General features: G+C 43.2%; 19 protein-coding genes. 5 read left to right on the top strand and 14 right to left on the bottom strand.

The window, feature by feature from the left end:
* The first annotated feature begins 67 nt into the window (after positions 1–67).
* Positions 68–385 (top strand): DUF960 domain-containing protein, encoded by a 318-nt coding sequence (locus tag NML69_RS00095; protein ID WP_000886048.1) that lies wholly within the window; start codon positions 68–70, stop codon positions 383–385.
* 50 nt (positions 386–435) lie between these two features.
* On the opposite strand, the gene NML69_RS00090 is transcribed toward NML69_RS00095, so the two are convergent.
* The 7 genes from NML69_RS00090 to NML69_RS00060 form a co-directional block, all read right to left on the bottom strand.
* Positions 436–1,719 (bottom strand): DUF308 domain-containing protein, encoded by a 1,284-nt coding sequence (locus tag NML69_RS00090; RefSeq protein ID WP_254724943.1) that lies wholly within the window; start codon positions 1,717–1,719, stop codon positions 436–438.
* On the bottom strand, positions 1,712–2,533 hold the full coding sequence (folK, locus tag NML69_RS00085) for a 2-amino-4-hydroxy-6-hydroxymethyldihydropteridine diphosphokinase (RefSeq protein WP_254724942.1): 822 nt from the start codon (positions 2,531–2,533) through the stop codon (positions 1,712–1,714). Before folK ends, NML69_RS00090 begins: the two co-directional genes overlap by 8 nt.
* 158 nt (positions 2,534–2,691) lie before the next feature.
* Positions 2,692–3,246 (bottom strand): GTP cyclohydrolase I FolE, encoded by a 555-nt coding sequence (gene folE, locus NML69_RS00080; protein ID WP_061409803.1) that lies wholly within the window; start codon positions 3,244–3,246, stop codon positions 2,692–2,694.
* Between the two features lie 3 nt (positions 3,247–3,249).
* On the bottom strand, positions 3,250–4,548 hold the full coding sequence (locus NML69_RS00075; protein ID WP_254724941.1) for a folylpolyglutamate synthase/dihydrofolate synthase family protein: 1,299 nt from the start codon (positions 4,546–4,548) through the stop codon (positions 3,250–3,252).
* Position 4,549: 1 nt separating this feature from the next.
* On the bottom strand, positions 4,550–5,524 hold the full coding sequence (gene folP / locus NML69_RS00070) for a dihydropteroate synthase (protein WP_254724940.1): 975 nt from the start codon (positions 5,522–5,524) through the stop codon (positions 4,550–4,552).
* A gap of 76 nt (positions 5,525–5,600) precedes the next feature.
* Positions 5,601–6,308, bottom strand: a complete 708-nt coding sequence (locus tag NML69_RS00065; RefSeq protein ID WP_254724939.1) for a CPBP family intramembrane glutamic endopeptidase — start codon at positions 6,306–6,308, stop codon at positions 5,601–5,603.
* Between the two features lie 54 nt (positions 6,309–6,362).
* The gene (locus NML69_RS00060) at positions 6,363–7,781 is read right to left on the bottom strand and encodes an NCS2 family permease (RefSeq protein WP_049520591.1); all 1,419 of its coding nucleotides are present in this window, start codon (positions 7,779–7,781) and stop codon (positions 6,363–6,365) included.
* Positions 7,782–7,967: 186 nt separating this feature from the next.
* On the opposite strand from NML69_RS00060, the gene NML69_RS00055 reads away from it, so the two are divergent.
* From NML69_RS00055 to NML69_RS00040, 4 genes are all read left to right on the top strand, one after another.
* Complete coding sequence (locus NML69_RS00055; RefSeq protein WP_044020159.1) at positions 7,968–8,780, top strand: Cof-type HAD-IIB family hydrolase; 813 nt, start codon at positions 7,968–7,970, stop codon at positions 8,778–8,780.
* 284 nt (positions 8,781–9,064) lie between these two features.
* Entirely contained in the window at positions 9,065–10,054 is a 990-nt protein-coding gene (locus NML69_RS00050; RefSeq protein ID WP_254724938.1) for a PTS sugar transporter subunit IIB, read from the top strand.
* A gap of 75 nt (positions 10,055–10,129) precedes the next feature.
* Positions 10,130–10,942: a PTS mannose/fructose/sorbose transporter subunit IIC gene (locus NML69_RS00045; protein ID WP_254724937.1), complete on the top strand. Its 813-nt coding sequence runs from the start codon at positions 10,130–10,132 to the stop codon at positions 10,940–10,942.
* 14 nt (positions 10,943–10,956) lie between these two features.
* The gene (locus NML69_RS00040) at positions 10,957–11,868 is read left to right on the top strand and encodes a PTS system mannose/fructose/sorbose family transporter subunit IID (RefSeq protein ID WP_247952230.1); all 912 of its coding nucleotides are present in this window, start codon (positions 10,957–10,959) and stop codon (positions 11,866–11,868) included.
* A gap of 61 nt (positions 11,869–11,929) precedes the next feature.
* On the opposite strand, the gene NML69_RS00035 is transcribed toward NML69_RS00040, so the two are convergent.
* From NML69_RS00035 to NML69_RS00005, 7 genes are all read right to left on the bottom strand, one after another.
* Positions 11,930–14,158, bottom strand: coding sequence for an HAD-IC family P-type ATPase (locus tag NML69_RS00035; RefSeq protein WP_254724936.1), 2,229 nt, complete (start codon positions 14,156–14,158; stop codon positions 11,930–11,932).
* A gap of 164 nt (positions 14,159–14,322) precedes the next feature.
* The gene (pepC, locus tag NML69_RS00030) at positions 14,323–15,657 is read right to left on the bottom strand and encodes an aminopeptidase C (RefSeq protein ID WP_254724935.1); all 1,335 of its coding nucleotides are present in this window, start codon (positions 15,655–15,657) and stop codon (positions 14,323–14,325) included.
* A 111-nt stretch (positions 15,658–15,768) separates the two neighbouring features.
* Entirely contained in the window at positions 15,769–16,491 is a 723-nt protein-coding gene (locus NML69_RS00025; RefSeq protein ID WP_254724934.1) for a pseudouridine synthase, read from the bottom strand.
* Between the two features lie 72 nt (positions 16,492–16,563).
* Complete coding sequence (locus NML69_RS00020) at positions 16,564–16,794, bottom strand: GlsB/YeaQ/YmgE family stress response membrane protein (RefSeq protein WP_254724933.1); 231 nt, start codon at positions 16,792–16,794, stop codon at positions 16,564–16,566.
* 9 nt (positions 16,795–16,803) lie between these two features.
* Positions 16,804–18,045, bottom strand: a complete 1,242-nt coding sequence (locus NML69_RS00015; RefSeq protein WP_254724932.1) for an aminopeptidase — start codon at positions 18,043–18,045, stop codon at positions 16,804–16,806.
* A 21-nt stretch (positions 18,046–18,066) separates the two neighbouring features.
* Positions 18,067–18,219 carry a hypothetical protein gene (locus NML69_RS00010; protein WP_049477769.1) on the bottom strand — a complete coding sequence of 51 codons (153 nt, stop codon included), beginning with the start codon at positions 18,217–18,219 and terminating at the stop codon, positions 18,067–18,069.
* A 19-nt stretch (positions 18,220–18,238) separates the two neighbouring features.
* Positions 18,239–22,630: a PolC-type DNA polymerase III gene (locus tag NML69_RS00005; RefSeq protein ID WP_254724931.1), complete on the bottom strand. Its 4,392-nt coding sequence runs from the start codon at positions 22,628–22,630 to the stop codon at positions 18,239–18,241.
* Positions 22,631–22,803: the final 173 nt, after the last annotated feature.

The following is a 22,803-nucleotide window of genomic DNA, read 5'->3' as shown; positions in this document are numbered from 1 at the left end:
AAGTAGGATTTCTTGATTTTTAAGACATTTTGCTGTATGATAAGGAAAATAAAAGGGGGAGGAAAACATGGCTTTTACAAATACACAGAGACGTTCCGCTAGTTTTGGTGTCGTGACCAGCTTGCCTGATGATGTCATTGACTCTTTATGGTATATTATCGATCATTTCCTGAAAAATGTCTTTGAATTAGAAGAAGAACTTGAGTTTCAACTGCTCAACAATAAGGGGACCATCACCTTCCATTTTTCTAGCCAGCACCTTCCGACTAGTATTGATTTTGATTTCAATCATCCTTTTGATCCGCTTTATCCTTCTAGGGTCCTTGTTTTAGACCTGGACGGCAGAGAAACCATCCTCCTTCCAGAAGAAAATGACCTATTTTAAAAACTCTAGCTTCTCGGCGCAAACTGCTGAGGAACTAGAGTTTTCTTTTTCTAATAAATGGATCGACTAACTACTAGACCGTTTGGTTTTGTATACTCTAAGTCAAGGTAATCCTGATAAGTCCCTGGCACAATGAAACCTTGGGGACTCAATATATCAGTCCCAGCTTTTCCTACGATAGAATCTGCCAGCAAGACACAATTGGTACTGAGAACGAAGTAGGTCTTAAACTCGGATGAGCTGAATTTATAGAGGGTCGCATCCGCTTCCTCTTTCAGTTGGTAGGAGTAGGTATGCTTGACCTCTCCCTCTCTTCTTTTCATCAACTGCGAGCTTGGTTCCCAAGGAATTAACAGATCTTCTATCTCTGCTAAACGCGCTTGGATGGCTGCTTTCTGTTGGTCCGTCAAACTCAGACCATAAGCAAACAAGGTCTTCTGACTTTCCCTCTTACAGAGTTCGATGTATTTTTCCCGATTGGCCTTAAACAAAACACCATCTCCAACCATACCGAATAAACGCTCCGAGTGGGGATCATAGGAACCATAGGAAATAACTGTCCCTTGATAACAAATATCCACATGTCCCATGGCGAGGAAGAAGGAGGTTTCTGAGGTATGGACAAAAATTTCCAGATCAACCGTCTGGTCATTTTTTCTTTCTGAATGAACTTCCCCTTCTTGACTTTCATGATTTGCCAGCCACTCATTTAGTTTGCGCAAGGTACTGATAGGAATCAGAGCTGTCACAAAGATCGGCAAGGTCATTCGCATACGTCGTTTCAGCTTGGGATTATTTTCTATCCTTTCAAAAAAGAAACCGTCCCGGAGGCTACTAGCTCCTAGCATGAGCAAGTAAAACCCAAGCAAGAGCAATTCAAAATTCGCTGCATCGTGAAAAGGAGAGATGCTATAAAGACCGAATCCTATCATCCATACAGCATCGAAGAAATGATGAAGCCGAGGATGAATGGCATTTTTTCGATAGAGAAACCAAGTCACAAGACTAATGACGCCCGTAAACAGCTGGTAACTCGCAATGATAAACACCAGGAGGTAGAGGGTCAGGTCTTGTAAAATGATAGAATCAAATAAGAGAGCAGCAACCACCAGCTTGGCCAAGGTTACAAAGATGTTTTCCCTACGCTGTTTATCCTGAAACCAACGAGTCAACAAGTGCCAAACTGCTGACAAGGAGAAGTAAGTCATCAGCAACTGATAACCTATCCTTGGAATCACCTGTCCGAAATAGATCAAGAGAAGCCCTAAAACAATAGCAAGTAGTCCCTCCCCGATACTCTTCCATTTGCTATAGGTCTCAGAAAGCTTAGGCATTTCCTTGCTCCAACTGGTCAACCAAGTATCGAATTGGTTGCTTTAGGATTGGATGGATAAAATGGGGAGCTATTTCCACTAACGGCTCAAGGACAAAGAGGCGTTCTGCTATATAAGGATGAGGCAAGATGAGGCCGTCTGTGTAAATGATCTGGTCCTCCACAAAGAGTAGGTCCAAATCAATCAAACGAGGCCCCCAATGCACTTCTCTCACCCGTCCCATTTCTGACTCAATGGCTAATAATGTTTCTAACAAGACTGGAGCCGGTAGCCAGGTTTCTACTTCAATCACCTGATTGGCAAAGCTATCTTGTTCCACACCACCCCAAGGCTCTGTCGCCAAGACACTGGACTCTTTGAGAATATGGATACCTCGAGCTCGCAATTTGTCAATAGCTTGTTCCAAGTTTGCTTGCTTGTCCCCCATATTGCTTCCTAGAGCGATAAAGGCCCGCTGCTTACGACGGTGAATGGTCACTGAGCATGTATCTAGTGGCAAATGCACTGGCGCCCATGGTTTTTTGAGTTCCAACTTAATCTCTTGGACAAGAGGATAGGTCTCAAAGGTACGTTCAACGAGTTTGTAAGCTACCGTTTCAATCAAGTCCTCAGTGCTTTCCTGAAACCAAGTCGTCCACTGCTGACACAATTCTCCGTAATGGACAGAGGCTGTTAAATCCAAGTCTGTAGCCGCCTTGGTCATATCATAGGATAAGCTTGCGGAAATAACAAACTTCTGCCCCAATTCCTTCTCACTAGGAAAGAGACCATGATAGGCAAAAATTTCCAAATCTTTAATCTGCAGTTGATCCATAACTAGTCCTTTCTAGAAAAATCCGCATGAAGCGGATTCTTTTTATACTCAATGAAAATCAAAGTGCAAACTAGGAAGCTAGCCGCAGGCTGCTCAAAACACTGTTTTGAGGTTGCAGATGGAAGCTGACGTGGTTTGAATCTGATTTTCGAAGAGTATTATAGTCCCATTAGACGATAAGCCTGATCTCGGAGGTCCTTATCTGTTTCAAATACGCCACGGGCTACAGTAGTCAAAGTCGCCGTGCCTGGTTTTCTGACACCACGCATGCTCATACACATATGCTCCGCCTCAATGACAACAAAGGCTCCCTTAGCACCCAGATAGTCCATCAAGGCATCAGCAACCTCAATATTCAAACGTTCTTGAATCTGTGGTTTTTTAGAATAAACTTCAACCGTACGGGCAAGCTTGGACAAGCCTGCCACACGGCCATCTGGAATGTAGGCAATGTGGGCTCTCCCATAAAATGGCAAAAAGTGGTGTTCACACATGGTATGGAAAAAGATATCCTTTTCCACTACCATATTGTCATCAATAATCTCAAAGGATTTTGACAGGTGTTCCTCAGCAGTTTGGCCAAGACCTGAAAAAATCTCTTGGTACATACGGGCTACGCGAGCAGGTGTCTCCTGCAAGCCCTCGCGGTTAGCGTCCTCACCAACAGCCTCGATAATCATTTTTACAGCTGCTTCAATCTTTTGTGTATCCATTCTCTAGTTATTCCTCTCCATTAGGTAGGCTCTCACTTGGCTCAAGAAATACAAGGAACCCGTGACAATCCTAACTGTTTTTTTCTCTTCATCTTCTGTCATTTTCTGATCTAAAAACTCCTGCCAACTTTGATAGTTGAGATTTCTAGACTTTGCTGTCTCTTTCAGTACGTTTTCATCAGTTGCCCGACTATCGTCAAAATGGGTTAAAGTCAATTGACTATCTGGCACCGTTTTTAGCAAGTCCAGCATATCGTCCAGGGCCTTGGTTTTGATGCAGGTAAAAAGGATTTCCTTATGATAATCCGCAAAGCGTCCTTGCAAGGTTGCTAATAAAGCCTTGATAGCATGAGGATTGTGGGCCCCATCCAAAAACAGCAAGGGGTTACTAGACACGACCTCCAAACGCCCTGGCCATCTAGTTTCTTTCAAAGCTTGAGCAACCAAGTCATTACTTGCTAACTCCCGCCCAGTCTCCTGGCAATAAGTGTCTAGGAGGGCAAGCGCCATCCCCGCATTCTCTATCTGGTGCAAACCGAGCAGGCCTGTTTGAAAGCGACCTTGTCTGACAAAACTGGTATAATCAAAGATTTCACCCGCTACCACGCTTTCTTGATGACGAACCTGGTAATCACTTCCATAGGTAAGTCTAGGCGCATTTTTAGCTTCTGCAATATTGTCAATCACAGTCAAAGCTTCTGGAACAATATGACCTGTTACCAAGGGAATACCTTGTTTGATAATACCTGCCTTCTGCTCTGCTATGGCTTCCAAGGTGTCACCAAGTAGGGCCACATGATCCAGTCCAATGGTCGTAATTCCTGTTAAAATTGGCTGGCAAACATTGGTACTATCCAGAAGTCCACCCATGCCGACTTCCATGATAGCCACATCAACTTTTTCAGTGGCAAAATAATCATAGGCTAGGGCAGTGATAATCTCAAACTCGGTCGTTCCTTGTAAAACAGCGCCCTTCTCCCCCTCAAGCAAAGACTGATAGTCCTCCATGAGGGCTTCTAGTCTCGCTTCTGGGATGGATTCCCCATTGATGCTAATCTGATCCGTGTAATGAATGAGATAGGGCGAGCTGAACACCCCAACTCTTAGACCTAGCTTTTCCAGCATCTTTTTCAAAAAAGCAATGGTAGACCCCTTGCCATTGGTCCCTCCAATATGGATAACCTTAAGTTTGAGATGGGGATTGCCTCGCAAAGCTAGGAGTTCTACCATTCGTTCCAAACCGAAATGCGGTTGGTCGGTCCGGTAGTGGGCAATCCACTGATTGTTTTCAATTTCGTTCATCTTACTTATATTGTTTTAAATCTAGATTTTCCGCATCATCTGCCAAACGAATAGCAGAGGCAATTTCAACTGCCATCCTATGACTGGCTACATCGTGCACGCGCACCACTTCGACACCCTGTCTCGCTGCGATACTGGTTACATGAGCCGAAGCCGTGTCTCGATTGCGGAAACCAAGTTCGGTCTCAGGATTGACTTCGAAGCCATTCTCCTCAAGGATATTAATAACAAATCGCTTGCGCGAAACTCCAAGAAAGATTGGATAGCCTTTCTGATGGAGTTTATCCAAGTCCCGTAAAAGAAGGAGATTTTCTTTCTTGGTCAGACCAAAGCCAATTCCTGGATCCAGCAGGATATTTTCTCTTGCTATCCCAGCTTGATTCGCTCTCGCTAGAGCTCGTTCAAAGAAAGCTTTCATCAAGTCTTCGATCGGCATTTTTTCAAAGTCAGCTAACTCTTTCTCTGTAAAAGCTTGTCCAAAACCAAAATGAGGAAATATGAGCGAACTAGGATGCTGAGGTCGAGCCATAACTGGATTAAACATGATAACCACTTTCGCTCCAGCCTTAGCAACCACATCCGCCATTTTCTCATCTCCCATGAGACCAGTGATATCATTGACCAAATTGGCACCAGCTTTCAAAGCAGTCTCTGCCACCTGACTTTTCCAAGTATCGATGGAAATGAGAACATCACTTTCCTCACGGATAGCTTTAATCACTGGAACAACACGCTGGATTTCCTCTTCTATCCCAACATAGCTACTGCCCGGCCGAGTTGATTCTCCACCGATATCTAGCATGCTCGCTCCTTCTGCTATCAATTTACGAGCCTGCTGGAGTGCCTGCTCAAGAGCAAAAAACTGACCACCATCTGAAAAGGAATCTGGCGTCACATTGATAATTCCACAAATGGCTGTTTTTTCGCGGTTGACTTTATTGGACATAACGGTTACTCCCTTAAGGTTCTCTACCATATTATCTCTCTATTTTACCATAAAAAGAAAAAAGATGGACACGTTAGTATTCATCTTTTCCAAGTAGGCCAATGGTTTAGAATGATAGACCTAGATTTCTACTAATCAATACCAATAAGGCCAACAAACAAAATGCAATACCATTGAGAATCATATGAAGCAAAATGGACATCTCCAAACGCTCAGTCTTATAGGCTGTCCAAGTCAAAACCGTTGACATTCCTCCATAAATAATCACAGAAGGTAGATTGGTTGGCATATGGAGCAAGGCAAAGACAATTGCACCAACAACAAAGCCAAGTTTTTCTTTTCCACGGAAGATCTTTTTTGGAATAATCCCACGACACAAAATTTCTTCACAAATCGGCGCAATCAAGACTAGCAGGAAGAAAGTTGAAATCAAGGAGCTATTCTGAACCATACCATTCAGTATTGATTGGTTACTGGTTGTTACCTCATTTGTTAGTCGAAGCAGGAGTGAACCCAAGAGATTTGTCGCAAAAATCACCAGATAACTCAGTACCAAGCGAGCCAGGTCTTTTGCCTTAAAAAAGGATAGATTAAAAGTAGCCAGCTGTGTTTTTCGTGCACCAATAATGAATACAATCAAAACGACTATGGATAGGGCACCTACTAAGAGCCCTGACTGTAAAATCGGAAACTGTTTGTCTGCTAAAAACAAAGCAAGTCCTATGGGAAATTGAGATAGAACAAAAGCTACCAAAAGGATGATCACCCATTTCCCTCTGTTTAAAACCTCTTGCCAAATAGTCTTATCTTTCATGATGTACCTCCTTATAATTAAAAAGGGGAGACTCCCCTTTTCCTATTATACCATTTATAGCGCCATACTGATATAGTTAAGGATAAACAAGGCATCCAAAATCCAAATCATCACGTGCACATCCTTGGCTTGACCTTTGACAACTTTTGTCAAGGTGTATGTCAAGAAACCAACAGCAATCCCTTGTGTGATAGAGTAGCTGAATCCCATAAAGATAGATGTGAAGAAGGCAGGAACCGCTTCAGCCATATCATCCCAAGGAATATTTTTCAAGTTAGAAAGCATCATGATTCCGACGATAATCAAAATTGGTGCTGTTGCAGCTGTAGGAACAATCGCTAGAAGTGGGCTAAAGAAGCTAGATAGAGCAAAACAGATCGCAACCACTAGGGCTGTCAAACCAGTACGCCCACCAGCACCGATACCCGCCGCAGACTCAACATAGGTTGTAACGTTTGAAGTACCTGCAATGGCACCTACCGAAGTTGCCACCAAGTCAGAGTATAGAGCCTTGTCCAATTTAGCGGACTCATGGTTTTCCCCACTTGTCGCAACGATACCAACTTTTTCACCAGTACCGATAAGAGTACCGATTGTATCAAAAATATCCGTTAGTGAGAAGGCAAGAATAGCCATCAAGGTTTCTGGTAAACGTGAAGTGTTTGAAATCAAAGAGCCTAAACCTTCTGAACCAAGAGCAGCACCAAACAAAGTTCCTAGATCATTAACTGCTGATGAAAGATTATTGCTAGCAAAGTCGATCCCTGATAATTTGACAACACCAACAGCAATGGCAAGGACAGTCGTTGTTAAAATAGAAAGAATGATTCCACCCTTGATGCCTTTAACAACAAAGAAGATGGTAATAGCCAAACCTGCAAGAGCCACCAATACGGCTGGAGTATTGAAGTCTACCAATCCTGGAACAGCTGCGGAGTTTGCAGTAAGTGCAGCTTGGGCCTTGTCCGCTCCTTCACCTGCTACCGTATAAGTACCTGGATCGATTGAGAATTTCAAGAGACCAGCATTCTTAATCCCAACATAGGCAAGGAAAACACCAATACCAGCCGAAATAGCTGAACGAAGTGTTGTTGGAATAGATTCGATGATCATTTTACGAACATTTGTCAAGGTAATAATCAATGAAATAATTCCACAAATGAAGACCATACCAAGAGCTTCTTTCCAAGTATAGCCCATCCCAAATACAACTGTAAATGTGAAGAAGGCATTTAGTCCCATACCTGGTGCTTGTGCGTATGGCAAATTAGCATAGAAAGCCATCATCAAAGTACCGACTACAGAACCGATAATCGTTGCCAAGAACACACCTTGAACAGGCATACCCGTTTGGGAAAGCATTTGAGGGTTTACAAAGAGAATATAACTCATTGCAAAGAATGTTGTTAAACCAGCAAGCACCTCTGTACGGACATCTGTCCCGTGCTCTTTTAGTTTAAATAGTTTGTCCATTTTTAATCTCCTTTTGTTTTTTACGAACAATATTAGTATTATATCATTTATCATTCACCTTTTCAATATGTTTGTTTGATTTATTTAACAAATCAAAGCAACTGAGTTTTTGTTCTTGTCTGCTTTTCTTCCTTCTTTTTGATATAATAGAAGACATCTTATCTGGAAACGACTAGGAAGGTTTATATGACTAAAAAAATTATCGCAGTCGATTTGGACGGAACCCTGTTAAATAGTGAAAGCAAGCTCTCCGATTTCACCAAAGAGACGATCAAAAAAATTTCAGAAAAAGGGCACCATGTTATCATCACGACGGGCCGTCCGTATCGTATGGCAAAAGATTTCTATCGTGAGCTAGAATTGCATACTCCCATGATTAACTTTAACGGCTCTCTTACCCATCTACCAGGACAGGCTTGGGCGCATGAAAAGTGCTTGACCTTGGACAAAAAATACCTCCTAGACATGGTCAAGCGCACGGAAGACATCCAGGCTGATTTTATTGCAGGAGAATATCGAAAAAAATTCTATATCACAACTCCGAATGAAGAAATTGCAGACCCTAAACTATTTGGCGTAGAGAACTTCCGGCCGGAAAATCAATTCAAACCCGAACGAGTAACCAAAGATCCCAACTGCATCCTCTTGCAAACAAGGGCTGAAGATAAATACGCTTTAGCGGACGAGATGAATCGTTTTTATCAGCACCAACTAGCTATCAATACCTGGGGCGGGCCCCTCAACATCCTCGAGTGTACTCCCAAGGGTGTAAACAAGGCCTTTGCTCTAGAGTACTTGCTCAATGTGATGAATCGTGATAAAAAAGACTTAATCGCCTTTGGTGATGAGCATAATGACACCGAAATGTTGGCATTTGCAGGCAAGGGATATGCTATGAAAAACGCCAATCCTGCTCTTCTTCCATATGCAGACGAACAACTTCCTCTGACCAACGAAGAAGATGGAGTTGCCCACGCTTTACAAAATTTATTCCTATAAAAGGGAAGATTGCGACCCTGCAATCTTTCCTTTTTGTTTTCATTCTATTTTCATAAAGACAGCTTATTTTTTGTATTTTTATATTAAATTTTCTATTTCCATTTTCATACATCTTTCTAAAAAGTATTGATATGTTAACATTTTTAAAAAGTCATTCTATGAAAACTTTTACACCTTTTTAGAAAAAGTAGTTGATTTTTATATGAAAACGGTTTATACTTAAAGTTAGGCTTAAAGTTTTCTTAAACACACAGTCAAACATTTTATAAGGAGGAATGACAATAATGAGTATCGGAATCATTATTGCGAGCCACGGCGAATTTGCTGCGGGTATTCATCAGTCAGGATCCATGATCTTTGGTGAACAAGAAAAGGTTCAAGTTGTAACCTTTATGCCAAATGAAGGTCCAGATGACCTTTACGCTAAATTCAACAACGCTGTGGCTGCATTTGACGCAGAAGATGAGGTTCTAGTATTGGCTGACCTTTGGAGTGGATCTCCATTCAACCAAGCTAGCCGCGTGATGGGAGAAAATCCAGAACGTAAGTTTGCCATCATCACAGGACTGAACTTGCCGATGTTGATCCAAGCCTACACAGAGCGCCTTATGGACGCGAATGCAGGTGTGGATAAAGTCGCTGCGAATATCATTAAAGAAGCCAAAGATGGCATCAAGGCTCTTCCAGAAGAGCTTAACCCAGTTGAGGAAGTTGCAAGTGCTGCAGCTGCTCCAGTTGCCCAAGCTGCTATTCCAGAAGGAACAGTTATCGGTGATGGTAAACTGAAAATCAACCTTGCTCGTCTAGACACTCGTCTCCTTCACGGTCAGGTTGCCACTGCTTGGACTCCAGATTCAAAAGCGGATCGTATTATCGTTGCTTCAGACAACGTTGCAAACGACGATTTGCGTAAAGAATTGATCAAACAAGCAGCTCCAAACGGAGTAAAAGCCAACGTTGTCCCAATTCAAAAATTGATCGACGTTGCAAAAGACCCACGTTTCGGCGAAACTCATGCCCTTATCTTGTTTGAAACTCCACAAGATGCACTTCGTGCTATCGAAGGTGGCGTACCAATCAAGACCCTTAACGTTGGTTCTATGGCTCACTCAACAGGTAAAACAATGATTAACAACGTTTTGTCTATGGACAAAGAAGACGTTGCAACCTTTGAAAAAATGCGTGACCTAGGTGTTGATTTTGACGTACGTAAAGTACCAAACGACACGAAAAAAGATTTGTTTGACTTGATTAAGAAAGCAAACGTTCAATAATGTTAATCTGTTTCTATCATTTTTGAAAACAGGATTAAATACTTTATTAAAACTAAATAGAAAAGGAATAAAACCATGTCAGATATTTCAATCATTTCTGCTATCTTGGTTGTAGTTGTTGCCTTCCTTGCAGGTCTTGAAGGTATCCTCGACCAATTCCAATTCCATCAACCAATCGTCGCATGTACCCTTATCGGACTTGCAACTGGTAACCTCGAAGCAGGTGTTATGCTTGGTGGATCTCTTCAAATGATTGCCCTTGGTTGGGCAAACATCGGAGCTGCTGTAGCTCCTGACGCTGCTCTTGCCTCTGTTGCCGCAGCGATCATCTTGATCAAAGGTGGTAACTTTACTACTGATGGTATCGCCGTTGCAACAGCAACAGCTATCCCTCTTGCCGTAGCTGGACTTTTCTTGACTATGATTGTTCGTACAATCTCAGTTGCCTTAGTTCACTCAGCTGATGCTGCTGCTAAAGACGGAAACATTGCTGCTGTTGAGCGTGCTCACTTTGTTGCACTTCTTCTTCAAGGTCTTCGTATTGCAATCCCTGCTGCCTTCCTTATCGCTATCCCAGCTTCTGCTGTTCAAGACGCTCTTGGTTTGATGCCAGACTGGTTGAACGGTGGTATGGCTGTCGGTGGTGCTATGGTCGTTGCCGTTGGTTACGCTATGGTTATCAACATGATGGCAACTCGTGAAGTATGGCCTTTCTTCGCTATCGGTTTTGCACTTGCTGCGATTTCTCAATTGACTTTGATTGCCCTTGGTGTCATCGGTGTTGCCCTTGCCTTCATCTACCTTAACCTTACAAAACAAGGTGGAAACGGTGGCGGCGGAGTTGCGACTTCTAACGACCCAATCGGTGATATCCTAGAAGACTACTAGAAAGGGGAACAATCATGGCTGAAAAAATTCAATTATCAAAATCAGATCGTCAAAAAGTTTGGTGGCGTTCACAATTCCTTCAAGGTTCTTGGAACTACGAGCGTATGCAAAACTTGGGTTGGGCTTACTCACTAATCCCAGCTATCAAAAAATTGTACACTAAAAAAGAAGACCAAGCGGCTGCTCTTGAGCGTCACCTTGAGTTCTTCAACACTCACCCATACGTAGCTGCTCCAATCATGGGGGTTACCCTTGCACTTGAAGAAGAGCGCGCTAACGGTGTAGAAATCGACGACGCGGCTATCCAAGGGGTTAAGATCGGTATGATGGGACCTCTTGCTGGTATCGGTGACCCAGTATTCTGGTTTACAGTTCGTCCTATCCTTGGAGCCCTTGGTGCATCACTTGCTGCATCTGGTAACATTGTTGGTCCCCTTCTCTTCTTCTTTGGATGGAATGCTATCCGTATGGCCTTCCTATGGTATACACAAGAGTTCGGTTACAAAGCTGGATCTGAAATCACTAAAGACATGTCTGGTGGTATCTTGAAAGACATCACCAAAGGAGCATCTATCCTTGGTATGTTCATCCTTGCTGTTCTTGTACAACGTTGGGTATCTATCAACTTTACTGTTAACCTTCCAGGTAAACAATTAGCAGAAGGTGCTTATATCAACTTCCCAGAAGGTGCTGTAACAGGTGGAGAATTGAAGGGAATTCTTGGTCAGGCTCTTAGTGGTCTGAGCTTGGATAGCGTTCAACCACAAACCCTTCAAGGTCAGTTGAATTCATTGATCCCAGGATTGATGGGACTTCTCCTTACTTTCCTTTGCATGTGGTTGCTTAAGAAAAAAGTATCACCAATCACAATCATCCTTGCTCTCTTTGCAGTAGGTATCGCAGCTCGTTTCTTCGGTATCATGTAATCCAAGCCATCGAGAATATAAATAAAAAAGAATCAGGATTAAACCTGATTCTTTTTGTGTATCAACTTTTTCTTCTAGTCAGATAATGCAAGCCCCCAATCACCACTGCTAGGATGGCTACATAGACGACTTGGGTGCTTTCTAGAGGTACAAAAGTTCCTTGCAAGATAAAGGTGTTGGCAAGTACGCCAACAAGGGCGGCAAGGCTCAAAAACGTGAGCAAGAGCAACTTGTATCGATTAAATGGTAGACTGACCTTGGCAACTAGACACAGACCATTGATCAGGGCAAGGAGGAAGCAAATAAATTTGACCTGACTAGGGACAGTGATAAAGAAGTTCATCAAGAGTACACTAGCGACTAGAATGCCACCACCAATAGCAGCATTGGTCAAAATATCTCGCATAAAATGTGTGCTGACCTTTTCTTTATTGGACTCAAAAGTTAGGAAGAAAGATGGAATCCCAATCGTAATGGCTGAAATGATTGTAAACTGAATGGGGATAAAGGCAAATTCCAAACCAAATACCACACTCAAAATGGCAAACACGATGGAGAAGAAGGTCTTTGTTAGAAAGAGAGAGGCTACCTTTTGGATGTTATTGATGACCCGGCGTCCTTCCATCAAGATATCATAAAATACTGCAAAGTCATCAGTGAGAAAAACAATATTGGAGACACTTTTAGCTGCGCTAGTAGCCCCCTTCATGGCAAAACTAATATCTGCTTTCTTGAGAGCCAGAACATCATTGACTCCATCACCACTCATGGCAACTGTTTTACCAGCATTTTGCAAAATAGATACCATCTTTTGCTTCTGTTCAGGTGTCACACGTCCAAATATTTCGTGTTCCAAGACCACTCTTTCAAAGTCATCATCGCTCACCTTGGTCATATCAATAGCTCGCGCTTCTTCCTTAAATCCTGCCTTACGAGCCACCCCATATACAGCCACATGATTATCACCGCTGATGATCTTCACTTCAACACCTTGAGATTCGAAATAGTCAAAGGTTTCCTTGGTATTGTCCTTAATCTCATCTGACAAAACGACGTGGCCTAGTAGTTCCATATTAGCTGGACTCGTAATCTGGTCCTTGCTATGAGCGAGTGTTAATATTCGAAAACCTTGCTGTTTCAGATGCTCATAGTAGGCATCCATCGGCTGGGTAAAGCCCAGAAACTCATAGGCTCCGAAGAAATAGGTCCCACCCTCTTTTACTTGGACAAAGGAATACTTGTTTTTACTTGAAAAGGCACCGACTTCTTGAACTTCCCACTTTTTCTCACAGGTTAAGTAAGTCTTCAGAGCTCGGGAAGTTGCATTTTCATCCTCGAAATAAGCCAGATAAGAAGATAGTTTCTCTGACACATTAGCATCCATTTCTTGGACCTTCATATTCCCCGTCGTGATAGTTCCCGTCTTATCAAAACAAAGAACATCTACACGCGCCAAGGTCTCCACACAGTATAGCTCCTGTACCAGAACCTTCTTTTTAGCCAGCTTCATGGCCGCTACCGCAAGGGATACACTGACCAGGAGAATCAACCCCTCCGGAATCATGCCGACCAAGGCACCTGAACTTCCTAAAACAATCTCAACATAAGACCGTCCTAGACTAAAACCTCTGACATAGAGCAGAATGGCAACTGGTACCAGCAAGATAGAGACGATTTTTAAAATCTTATCCATGTAATCGCGCAGTTGAGATGGGTATTTTTTGAATTCTTTGCTGGATTTTGCGAGTTTGTTGATATAACTATCCTGCCCCACAGCCGTCGCCGTGACTAGACACGTGCCGCTAACGACATTGCTTCCGCTCATCAGCTGGTCACCAACAGTTTTAAAGACCGAATCACTCTCACCTGTCAGCAAGGACTCATCCACTTCAATATTTCCTTCAAGAACTTCTGCATCTACAGGCACCTGATCCCCCAGATTGAGATGCAGATACTCACCCAGAACGATGTCCTCTGGATCAATCTCGATCGTTTGACCATCTCGATTGACTTTGTACTTACTTTTACCAAGCAAACTTAGCTTTTCCAAGGCATTTTTTGAACGCACTTCTTGGAAAATCCCAATGGCTGTATTGATAGCAATCACACCTAAAAAGAGCATATTTTCAAATCGCAAGGTTGTGGCTACCAGAACTGCCAGAGCCAAGTTCATAGCATTAAAGAAGGTAAAGATATTTGAAAAGACAATTTCCTTGGTTGTTTTGTAAGGTTTAATGTCGCTGATGTTTCGTTGACGATTCTTGATGTCTTGACTGCTTAAATACTTCATTTCTACTCCGATATCCTTTTGTACTACTATAGTAACACATATTTTTTTCTCTGTCACTTAAAGACTCAAAATAAGAAGAACTCCCTTGGCAAGCATCATCTATCGCTACTTTAAGAAGAACTTAAAAAGAGGCTAGGATTTCCCTAACCTCTTTTCTCTATGCTTTATTCTGCCAAGGCTCCCATTGGATCCCATGGTGCAAGTACGATTGGTTCTGCTTCATAGGCAGCTCGTTCTTCTGCTGTCAGCAATTCCTTACGGACAACGATTTGGTAAGTGTATTCATCCATCCAAGCATCTGAGGCAACGAAGTAACCATCTGTACCGACCTTGTCTCCCCATGAGTTTTCAACCTTCCACTTGGTTGACTTGCCATTTTCATCCAAATCCACACCTGTCAAGACCATGGCGTGGGTCATCAAGCTTTCGCTGTAGTCCAAACGTCCAGCCTTGTCTTGAGTGAGTTGAATATCCATGCTTGATTCAAAGTCATAAACATCTGTCGCAAGGATTCCGGCTTTGCGGTTACTGAGTTGGCCAACATCTGAACCAAACCAAACAGTTTCTCCTGTTTGCATTTGGGCAATCGCCAATTCTTTCAAGCGTTCTATTGGAACGTTGATGTAGCGAACTGCACGGCTACCAACCACATTTCCTAACATCTCAACTGTGTAAGATTTGCCGTAAGGCTTGTCAGCAGTTGGTGCGTTGATAACAGAAACGTAGTTTTCTAGAGGAAGATTAACATATTTCTTGTAAAACTCTTGTGGTGTGATTCCTTTTTCACTTTGGTAGTTATCATCCTTATCGCGATAAGCAAAGTCAAATTTACGTGGTGGAAGTCCTAGTGACATAGCAAGGAAGTTAAAGATTTCTTGCAAGAGGTCTTCTTTCTTAGCTTGAACAGTCGCTTGGTCTGCACCAGAGGCAAGCAAGTCACGCAATATTTGGGCATCTTGACGAAGCAATTTGTTGAGGATGACATTGAGCTCACGGCTACTGCTAGAAGAAACAGACTCAGGATAAACAGACTTAGGAACGACACCGTATTTCTCAAAGAGGGCAACAACCATATCCCACTGTCCACCGTCTTGTTGAGGGGTTTGGAGTAGGAAGCTAACCTTGCGGCTCGTCAAGTCTTGGTCTGCAGTCGCAATGACTTGCTCCAAGAACCAGTTGGATTTTTCATACTTATCCCAGAAGAAAGTGTGGGCTTGTGACAGTTCAAAGTTTTCTAGCTTGTATTGAGAGATGAGTTTGTGACGGAAGGTATTGAGGGCTGCAAACATCCAGCAACGACCAGATGCTTTCTGGTTGGTCACCTTGTCCTTGGTCAAATCAAGCGAGAAAACAGGTGTATTGTCTACATGGCTTTGACGACGTTCTAGGGCTGCAAAAATTCCGTTGTGGCTGGCAGCATTTTCGATCGCTTGGTATTTGACATTTGCTTCATAGTTGGCAAATAGTTTATCTGTAAATGATTCTTGAATCGCGTTCATAGATTCCTCCTTTTATTCTACTGTCTATTATAACTCTTTTCACAAATGAAGCAACTGAAAAACGAAAAAGGCAAGGACATTCTCCCTCACCTTTTTCTAATATAAAGCAAATTAAGCAATACTTGCAAAGAGAACTTCTAACTCCTCCTTGGTCAAGCGACGCCATTTTCCTTGTTCTAAGTTCTCATCCAAGACTAGAGTTCCCATCGTCAAACGTTGTAAGTCCACCACTTCCTTGCCACAGTAGACCACCATTCGTTTGACTTGATGAAACTTCCCTTCTGCAATGGTCACACGAACCAGACTTTGATTCTTTACTGAATCTACCGACACAATCTCCAGCTTAGCTGACTGGCAGGTAAAGTCCTTGAGCGGAATACCCTTGGCAAATGTCTCCACATCTTCTTGGGTCATAATTCCCTCAACTTGTGCCAGATAGGTCTTATCCACATGACGTTTTGGTGAAAGAAGAGCATGGGCAAGCTGGCCGTCATTGGTCAAAAGCAGGAGGCCATGCGTGTCAATATCCAAGCGCCCTACTGGAAAAACTTCCTTGGTCCGAGCAATATCATCCAACAAGTCCAACACTGTTCTGTGTTTAGAATCCTCAGTCGCTGAAATGACTCCTTGGGGCTTGTTCATCATGTAGTAGACAAACTCCTCGTACTCTAGCACTTGACCATCAAAGCGAATTTCGTCTCTTTCTTCATCAATTTGCAGTTTCGCTGATTTTTCTTTTTTACCATTTACCGTCACGCGTCCAGCCTTGAGCAAGTTTTTGACTTCTGTCCGACTCCCCACAGCACAGGAAACTAAAAATTTATCTAATCTCATAGAACTATTATATCATACTCAAAAGGAGGCTGGTACAATGACCAACCTCCTTTTCGTTTCAGATTTAGGAACTTAACTTCCTCGTCTCCAGAAGATAGCTAATACAATCATAGCACCGAGAACCGCTGGAATAATGGCTGTACCGTTTAGACTTGGCCCCCAAGAACCAAAGAGTAATTGTCCTAAAAAGGCACCAATCCAACCGAGGAACATCTTCCCAAAGCATCCCATACGTTCTCCACGATTTGTGATAGCTCCAGCTAATAGTCCTATTAAAAGACCAACAAACATACTTCCAAGCATAGTTTCTCCTTAAATTGCCCAGTCTCCATTTCGGAAGAGTGGTACGCGTGTTCCATCCTCACGGATACCATCGATATCCATTTGATTCGAACCAATCATAAAATCCACGTGAACATCTGAACGGTTAAGTCCAGCAGCTTCAAGCTCTTCTTCGCTCATCTCTGCACCACCAACAACGCTAGTCGCATAGGCTGCACCGATAGCCAAGTGGTTTGAAGCATTCTCATCAAAAAGGGTGTTAAAGAAGGTAATGCCTGACTGAGAAATTGGGCTCGGATCTGGTACCAAGGCACATTCACCCAAGGCACGAGCGCCCGCATTTTCAAAGACAAGATCCTTCATAACCTGATCACCCTTCTCAGCAGTGATATCTACGGTTTGACCATCCTTAAAGGTCACCTTAATGCCTTCGATGATATTTCCGTTATAGCTAAGTGGTTTTGTAGAAGTGACATAGCCATCTGCACGACGGAAGTCAGGAGCCGTAAAGACTTCTTCTGTTGGCATATTTGGCAAGAATCCTTCACCCTGTGCATTGATGGCTCCAGCTGATTCCCAAACGTGGTTCTTTGGCAAACCAAGTGTCAAATCTGTTCCTGGCGCTGTGTAGTGAAGGGCTGAAAATTGTTCTTTATTAAGCATATCTGCCTTGCTCTTGAGGATGGCTGCATGTTCTTCCCAGGCCTTAACAGGATCTTCTTCATAGACACGGCAAGTTTTGAAGATTTGGTCCCAAAGGAGATCCACTGCTTCTTCATCGCTTGCAGCATTTGGAAAGACTTTTTTAGCCCACTCAAGCCCAGCAGCGGCTGCTACAGTCCAGCTAACCTTGTTGGATTGCGTTGCGATACGCATTGGCTTCATCGCAAGTCCCATAGCTTTTGCAGAAGCTGAAAGCTTGTCAGCGTCCACACCGTTCAAGGCCCCTGGATCAGAAGAGCGGACACCGAGACGACTAGCCTTGTTTTCCAAGAGATAGTTCATCTCAGCAATCTTGTATTCTGGCACATTGTCCAAACGCTCCATTGGTGCATGGAGGAATTTCTCGCGGTTGATGACATCATCTGTCCACTGAACAATGACTTCGTGCGTACCCAGTGCATAGGCTTCTTTGACGATCAAGTGAGCCAACTCGCGTTGCTCCACATCGATTGAGAGAGCCAAAGTGTGACCAGGTTGCACGTTAATTCCATTCGCAACCAACAATTTCGCATATTTTTCTAGATTTTCTTTAAAATTTGGTAAAACCATTCTATTCTTCCTTTTCTTTTGTTATTTTTCTTTAAACAAGGACAACAGGCTAACCGTTGCCACAGTGCCGCAAATCAAAGCGGTCATTCTCAAAATTGTATCAGGGTCAAGATCCAGCTGGTAATCAAACACCTTTTGCGCTGGCTTATCTTGAGCAGAAATGGTAAGTTTCATAAAAACCTCTTCCTATATTTTAGAAAAATTCATCAAACAAACTCAACTGGTTATCCTCTGGCATATTACCAAGAATCCCCATTTCATCCATCTTTTCAACCAAGGTTGATGAAAGTCCACCACGCTTGCGCAGTTCTGTCTTAGAGAGGAACTCACCCTCTTCACGCGCACGCACCAACTGCTTAGCAACGTTCTCTCCCAGACCATCCATTGCTACAAATGGTGGGATGAGGGTATCTCCATCAATGATGAATTCAGTCGCATCACTACGATAGAGGTCCAACTTGCCAAACTTAAAGCCACGTTCCCACATTTCATTGACAATCTCAAGAGTTGTATAGAGGTCAATTTCCACATTAGAGGCTTCATTATTCTTCCGTTTTTCAGCGATTTCTTCCATTCTGCGCTTGATAGCATCCAAGCCCGCACCCATGGTCTTGATATCAAAAGCCTTGGCACGGATAGAGAAGTAAGCACAGTAATAATAAATCGGATGGTGAACCTTGAAGTAGGCTACACGCAAGGCCATCATAACGTAGGCTGCCGCATGGGCCTTAGGGAACATATACTTGATTTTTCCACAGGATTCGATATACCACTCTGGTACCTTATTAGCCTTCATAGCCTCGATGTAGCCATTTCGCTCCTCTTCGGAAATCTTCAGCCACAAACCTTTACGCACCCGTTCCATGATGGTAAAGGCCATCTTAGGTTCGAGACCCGCATGCATGAGGTAAACCATGATGTCGTCCCGACAACCGATAACGGTTGATAGGTCCGCAATCCCTTGCTTGATCAAATCCTGGGCATTTCCCAACCACACATCGGTACCGTGGGATAGACCTGAGAGCTGAAGCAACTCTGCAAAAGTCGTCGGATGCGTCTCGTCTACCATCCCACGTACAAAGCTGGTTCCAAATTCTGGAATCCCCAGCATACCCGTCGGCGTTCCGATCTGTTCAGGAGTCACACCTAGCACATCAGTCCCAGAAAAGAGAGCCATGACACCTTCATCATCCATAGGAATTTCATTAGGGTCAATCCCAGACAAGTCCTGCAATTTCCGAATCATGGTCGGATCATCATGCCCCAGCACATCGAGTTTGAGGACGTTCTCATCGATATCGTGGAAGTTAAAGTGGGTGGTTTGCCATTCAGCCGTCACATCATCCGCTGGATACTGGACAGGAGTAAAGTCGTAGACATCCATGTAGTTCGGAATAACAACGATTCCCCCTGGGTGTTGTCCTGTAGTCCGCTTGACCCCAGCAGCACCTTGAGCAAGGCGTTCCACCTCTGCATCACGATAGAACTTGCCATAATCTCTCTCGTAGCCCTTTACAAAGCCATAGGCAGTCTTGGCAGCCACCGTACCAACCGTTCCCGCACGGAAGGCATATTCCTCGCCAAAGATATCACGCACATCCAAGTGAGCACTAGGCTGGTCTTCTCCCGAGAAGTTCAAGTCAATATCGGGAACCTTGTCTCCATCAAAACCAAGAAAGGTCTCGAACGGAATATCCTGCCCATTTTTGCTGAGTTTGTGACCACAGTTTGGACAGTCCTTATTAGGCATATCAAAACCTGAACCGTAAGAACCATCCGTGATAAATTCGCTGTACTGACACTGACCACAGACGTAGTGTGGAGAGAGAGGATTAACCTCCGTAATCCCAATCATAGTCGCAACAAAACTGGACCCAACAGACCCACGAGAACCAACCAAGTAGCCCCGTTCATTGGAACGTTGCACCAGCATCTGCGATGCCAGATAAATCACGGCAAATCCATTCCCCAGAATGGAAGTTAATTCTTTTTCAATCCGTAAATCAACGATATCTGGCAGCGGATTTCCATAAATCTCAAAAGCTTTCTTGTAGGTCAGCTCGGCGACCGTTTCTTCCGCCTTGTCAATGAAAGGTGTGTACAAGTCACCCTTAACAACCTCAACAGGTTCAAAGATATCTGCTAAGGCATTGGTATTTTCAATAACCAATTTGCGTGCCAGTTCCTCTCCCAAGAAAGCAAACTCATCCAACATCTCATTAGTCGTTCTAAAATGAGCCTTCGGTAGCGGTGCTGGTTGGGCATGTTCACCATGACCGATGGTTCGGTTAATCATAGCCCCTTGGCCCAAACTACGGACAATAATTTCACGGTAAATCTCTTCTTCCGGTTCGATATAGTGGACATTTCCCGTAGCTAGAACAGGCTTGCCAAGACGGTCCCCAACCTCTATCAAACTCTTGATAATAGTCTGGAGTTCCTCCATATCCTTGACCTGCTCTTTAGCAATCAAGGGAGCATAGATAGCCGGTGGCATGACCTCGATAAAGTCATAATACTTAGCCACCTCAACCCCCGCATCCACACCTTGGGAAACGACCGCATCAAAAACTTCACCCTCAGAGCAAGCTGACCCTAAAATCAATCCTTCTCGATGGGCATCTAGAACTGTTCTCGGTATCCGTGGTACTCCTTCAAAGTACTTGGTATTGGACAAAGAAACCAGCTTAAAGATGTTTTTTAGACCTACTTGATTCTTGACATAGATGGTCGCATGCTTGATCCGAGCTTTTTTATAAGAATCTGGACTGATTAGATCAATGTTTAGTCTAGCTAGATCGGTCACACCATGTTTTTCTGCTACCTCTTTGATAAAGATGAAAAGCAGACGACCAGTCGCTTCCGCATCGTAGTTGGCCATGTGGTGATGTTCAAGTGCTACACCAAAACGCTTAGTCAAAGGTCCCAAACCATGACGTTTATACTCAGGATAGAGATTTCTAGCAAACTCCAGCGTATCGATAACTGGCTGGCTAATCTTAGGCAGACCATGACGCTCATAGTTGGCATTCATAAAGCCAACGTCAAAGGTGGCATTGTGAGCAACTAAGACTGTATCCTTGCAAAATTCTTGGAATTCTTGCAAAACTTGTTCCAGTGGTTTAGCATTTTTGACATGATCATCTGTAATACCAGTCAACTCAGTAGTAAAGGCTGACAAGGGATGCCCAGGATTGATAAATTCATCAAATTCGGCAATAACATTTCCCTTGTACATCTTAGAGGCCGCAACCTGAATCAAATCATTATAGATGGCTGAAAGCCCCGTCGTTTCCACGTCAAAAACCACATAGGTCGCTTCTGACAAGTCCATCTCCACTTCGTTATAGACGATAGGGACACGGTCTTCCACAATATTGGCTTCCATTCCATAGATTAGCTGAATTCCAGCTTTCTTGGCTGCCTTATAGCCATGTGGGAAGGACTGAACATTCCCATGGTCTGTGATGGCAACCGCCTTGTGTCCCCACTTAGCAGCTGTCGCAACGATTTCTTCAACCTCTGGTAAAGCATCCATGGTAGACATATTGGTATGAGCATGAAACTCAACCCGACGCTCACCTTCTGGCATCAAATCCTTCCGCTCACAGTGAACAACTTCCTGCACATCCTGGACGTTCATGGTCAAATCTCGTGTGAAATTATTCATCTCCACATTTCCACGAACTCGGAGCCAAGAATTCTTCTTAATGATGTCAAACTTCTGAGCTTCTTCTTCATTCTTAACCCATTTTTGCATTGAAAAACTTGAAGTGTAGTCTGTCATTTTAAAGTTGATCAAAACGCGACCAGTTCTGGTCACCTTATGCTCCACATCAAAAACGACCCCTTCAAAGACCAAACGATTCTCCTCAGTCGTCACATCGATCATCTGGGTAACTTCTGCCTTATCTAGTTTTGGCTTGGCTGCAGCCTTTTTAGCCTGAAAATCAAAGACTGGCTTCTCTTCTACTGGAGGAGGGACCATTTGTTCCAGTTGCTCCATAGCCCGCAATGCTTCTTCGTTGGCAGCCTGAACAATCTGTTCATTCTCTGTATGGAAGGCTTCCTCCTGCTCTTGTGTAAGAGCATCATTCTTTTCTATTTGGCATACAAGAGCTGGAAAACCAAACTTTTCGAGTTGCTTTGCCAAATTAGGAAGATGATTCTTCTTAAAGTGTTCCTTATCAATCGCCTCTGAACCTTCAATAATGAGTTGATTTCCCTCCGCACGAACGTTTAAATTCTGGTAAAGAGATTTAAACCCCTGACTTGCACATGGACCTTCAGAAAAAGCCTCTCTATAGTAGGCCTGCAAGAGTTCATTAGAGAATTCTTGAGAAAGAGCCTTGATTTCGAAAACAGCTCGGTTCCCTGTCTTAGAAAATTCTTCACTAAGCCCTTTCTTTAACTCCAAAAAGATTTCAATCGGTAAAATATTAGAAAATACAAAATGAAATTCCCAAATCTTACTAATTTTATGAACCACAACACGCTCAATTCTTGCATCAACAAGAGCAGTATCCTGTCTCAATTGATCCGAGATTCCTAGTTGATTCATCAAAATTTCAAACTTACTTGACATTCATTTTCCTCACATTATTCTCTTACTATTTTACCATAATTAAAGAAAATATATAGTCACTACCATTCCTTAAGCACTGCTAGTTTACACAAATTTATTCCGTAAACAAAAAAGAAGACTCTCAGAATCTCCTAAGTAAATAAAAAAAGATACCCAAAAGTATCCTCGTAATC

The sequence above is a fragment of the Streptococcus sp. CF8-6 genome (genome assembly GCF_024295845.1).
Taxonomy (GTDB): domain Bacteria; phylum Bacillota; class Bacilli; order Lactobacillales; family Streptococcaceae; genus Streptococcus; species Streptococcus oralis_BO.
The sequence above is the reverse complement of the archived record's forward strand: the minus strand, read 5'-3'. Positions and strand labels throughout refer to the sequence as shown.

Excerpts from the sequence above, each read along its gene's own strand:
- NML69_RS00015 (WP_254724932.1), bottom strand. The coding sequence starts at position 18,045 with ATGGTTTTACCAAATTTTAAAGAAAATCTAGAAAAATATGCGAAATTG.
- NML69_RS00055 (WP_044020159.1), top strand. The coding sequence starts at position 7,968 with ATGACTAAAAAAATTATCGCAGTCGATTTGGACGGAACCCTGTTAAAT.
- NML69_RS00025 (WP_254724934.1), bottom strand. The coding sequence starts at position 16,491 with ATGAGATTAGATAAATTTTTAGTTTCCTGTGCTGTGGGGAGTCGGACA.
- folK (WP_254724942.1), bottom strand. The coding sequence starts at position 2,533 with ATGGATCAACTGCAGATTAAAGATTTGGAAATTTTTGCCTATCATGGT.
- pepC (WP_254724935.1), bottom strand. The coding sequence starts at position 15,657 with ATGAACGCGATTCAAGAATCATTTACAGATAAACTATTTGCCAACTAT.
- NML69_RS00010 (WP_049477769.1), bottom strand. The coding sequence starts at position 18,219 with ATGAAACTTACCATTTCTGCTCAAGATAAGCCAGCGCAAAAGGTGTTT.
- folE (WP_061409803.1), bottom strand. The coding sequence starts at position 3,246 with ATGGATACACAAAAGATTGAAGCAGCTGTAAAAATGATTATCGAGGCT.
- NML69_RS00065 (WP_254724939.1), bottom strand. The coding sequence starts at position 6,308 with ATGAAAGATAAGACTATTTGGCAAGAGGTTTTAAACAGAGGGAAATGG.
- NML69_RS00045 (WP_254724937.1), top strand. The coding sequence starts at position 10,130 with ATGTCAGATATTTCAATCATTTCTGCTATCTTGGTTGTAGTTGTTGCC.
- NML69_RS00005 (WP_254724931.1), bottom strand. The coding sequence starts at position 22,630 with ATGTCAAGTAAGTTTGAAATTTTGATGAATCAACTAGGAATCTCGGAT.
- NML69_RS00035 (WP_254724936.1), bottom strand. The coding sequence starts at position 14,158 with ATGAAGTATTTAAGCAGTCAAGACATCAAGAATCGTCAACGAAACATC.
- NML69_RS00020 (WP_254724933.1), bottom strand. The coding sequence starts at position 16,794 with ATGCTTGGAAGTATGTTTGTTGGTCTTTTAATAGGACTATTAGCTGGA.
- NML69_RS00095 (WP_000886048.1), top strand. The coding sequence starts at position 68 with ATGGCTTTTACAAATACACAGAGACGTTCCGCTAGTTTTGGTGTCGTG.
- NML69_RS00060 (WP_049520591.1), bottom strand. The coding sequence starts at position 7,781 with ATGGACAAACTATTTAAACTAAAAGAGCACGGGACAGATGTCCGTACA.
- NML69_RS00075 (WP_254724941.1), bottom strand. The coding sequence starts at position 4,548 with ATGAACGAAATTGAAAACAATCAGTGGATTGCCCACTACCGGACCGAC.
- folP (WP_254724940.1), bottom strand. The coding sequence starts at position 5,524 with ATGGTAGAGAACCTTAAGGGAGTAACCGTTATGTCCAATAAAGTCAAC.
- NML69_RS00040 (WP_247952230.1), top strand. The coding sequence starts at position 10,957 with ATGGCTGAAAAAATTCAATTATCAAAATCAGATCGTCAAAAAGTTTGG.
- NML69_RS00090 (WP_254724943.1), bottom strand. The coding sequence starts at position 1,719 with ATGCCTAAGCTTTCTGAGACCTATAGCAAATGGAAGAGTATCGGGGAG.
- NML69_RS00050 (WP_254724938.1), top strand. The coding sequence starts at position 9,065 with ATGAGTATCGGAATCATTATTGCGAGCCACGGCGAATTTGCTGCGGGT.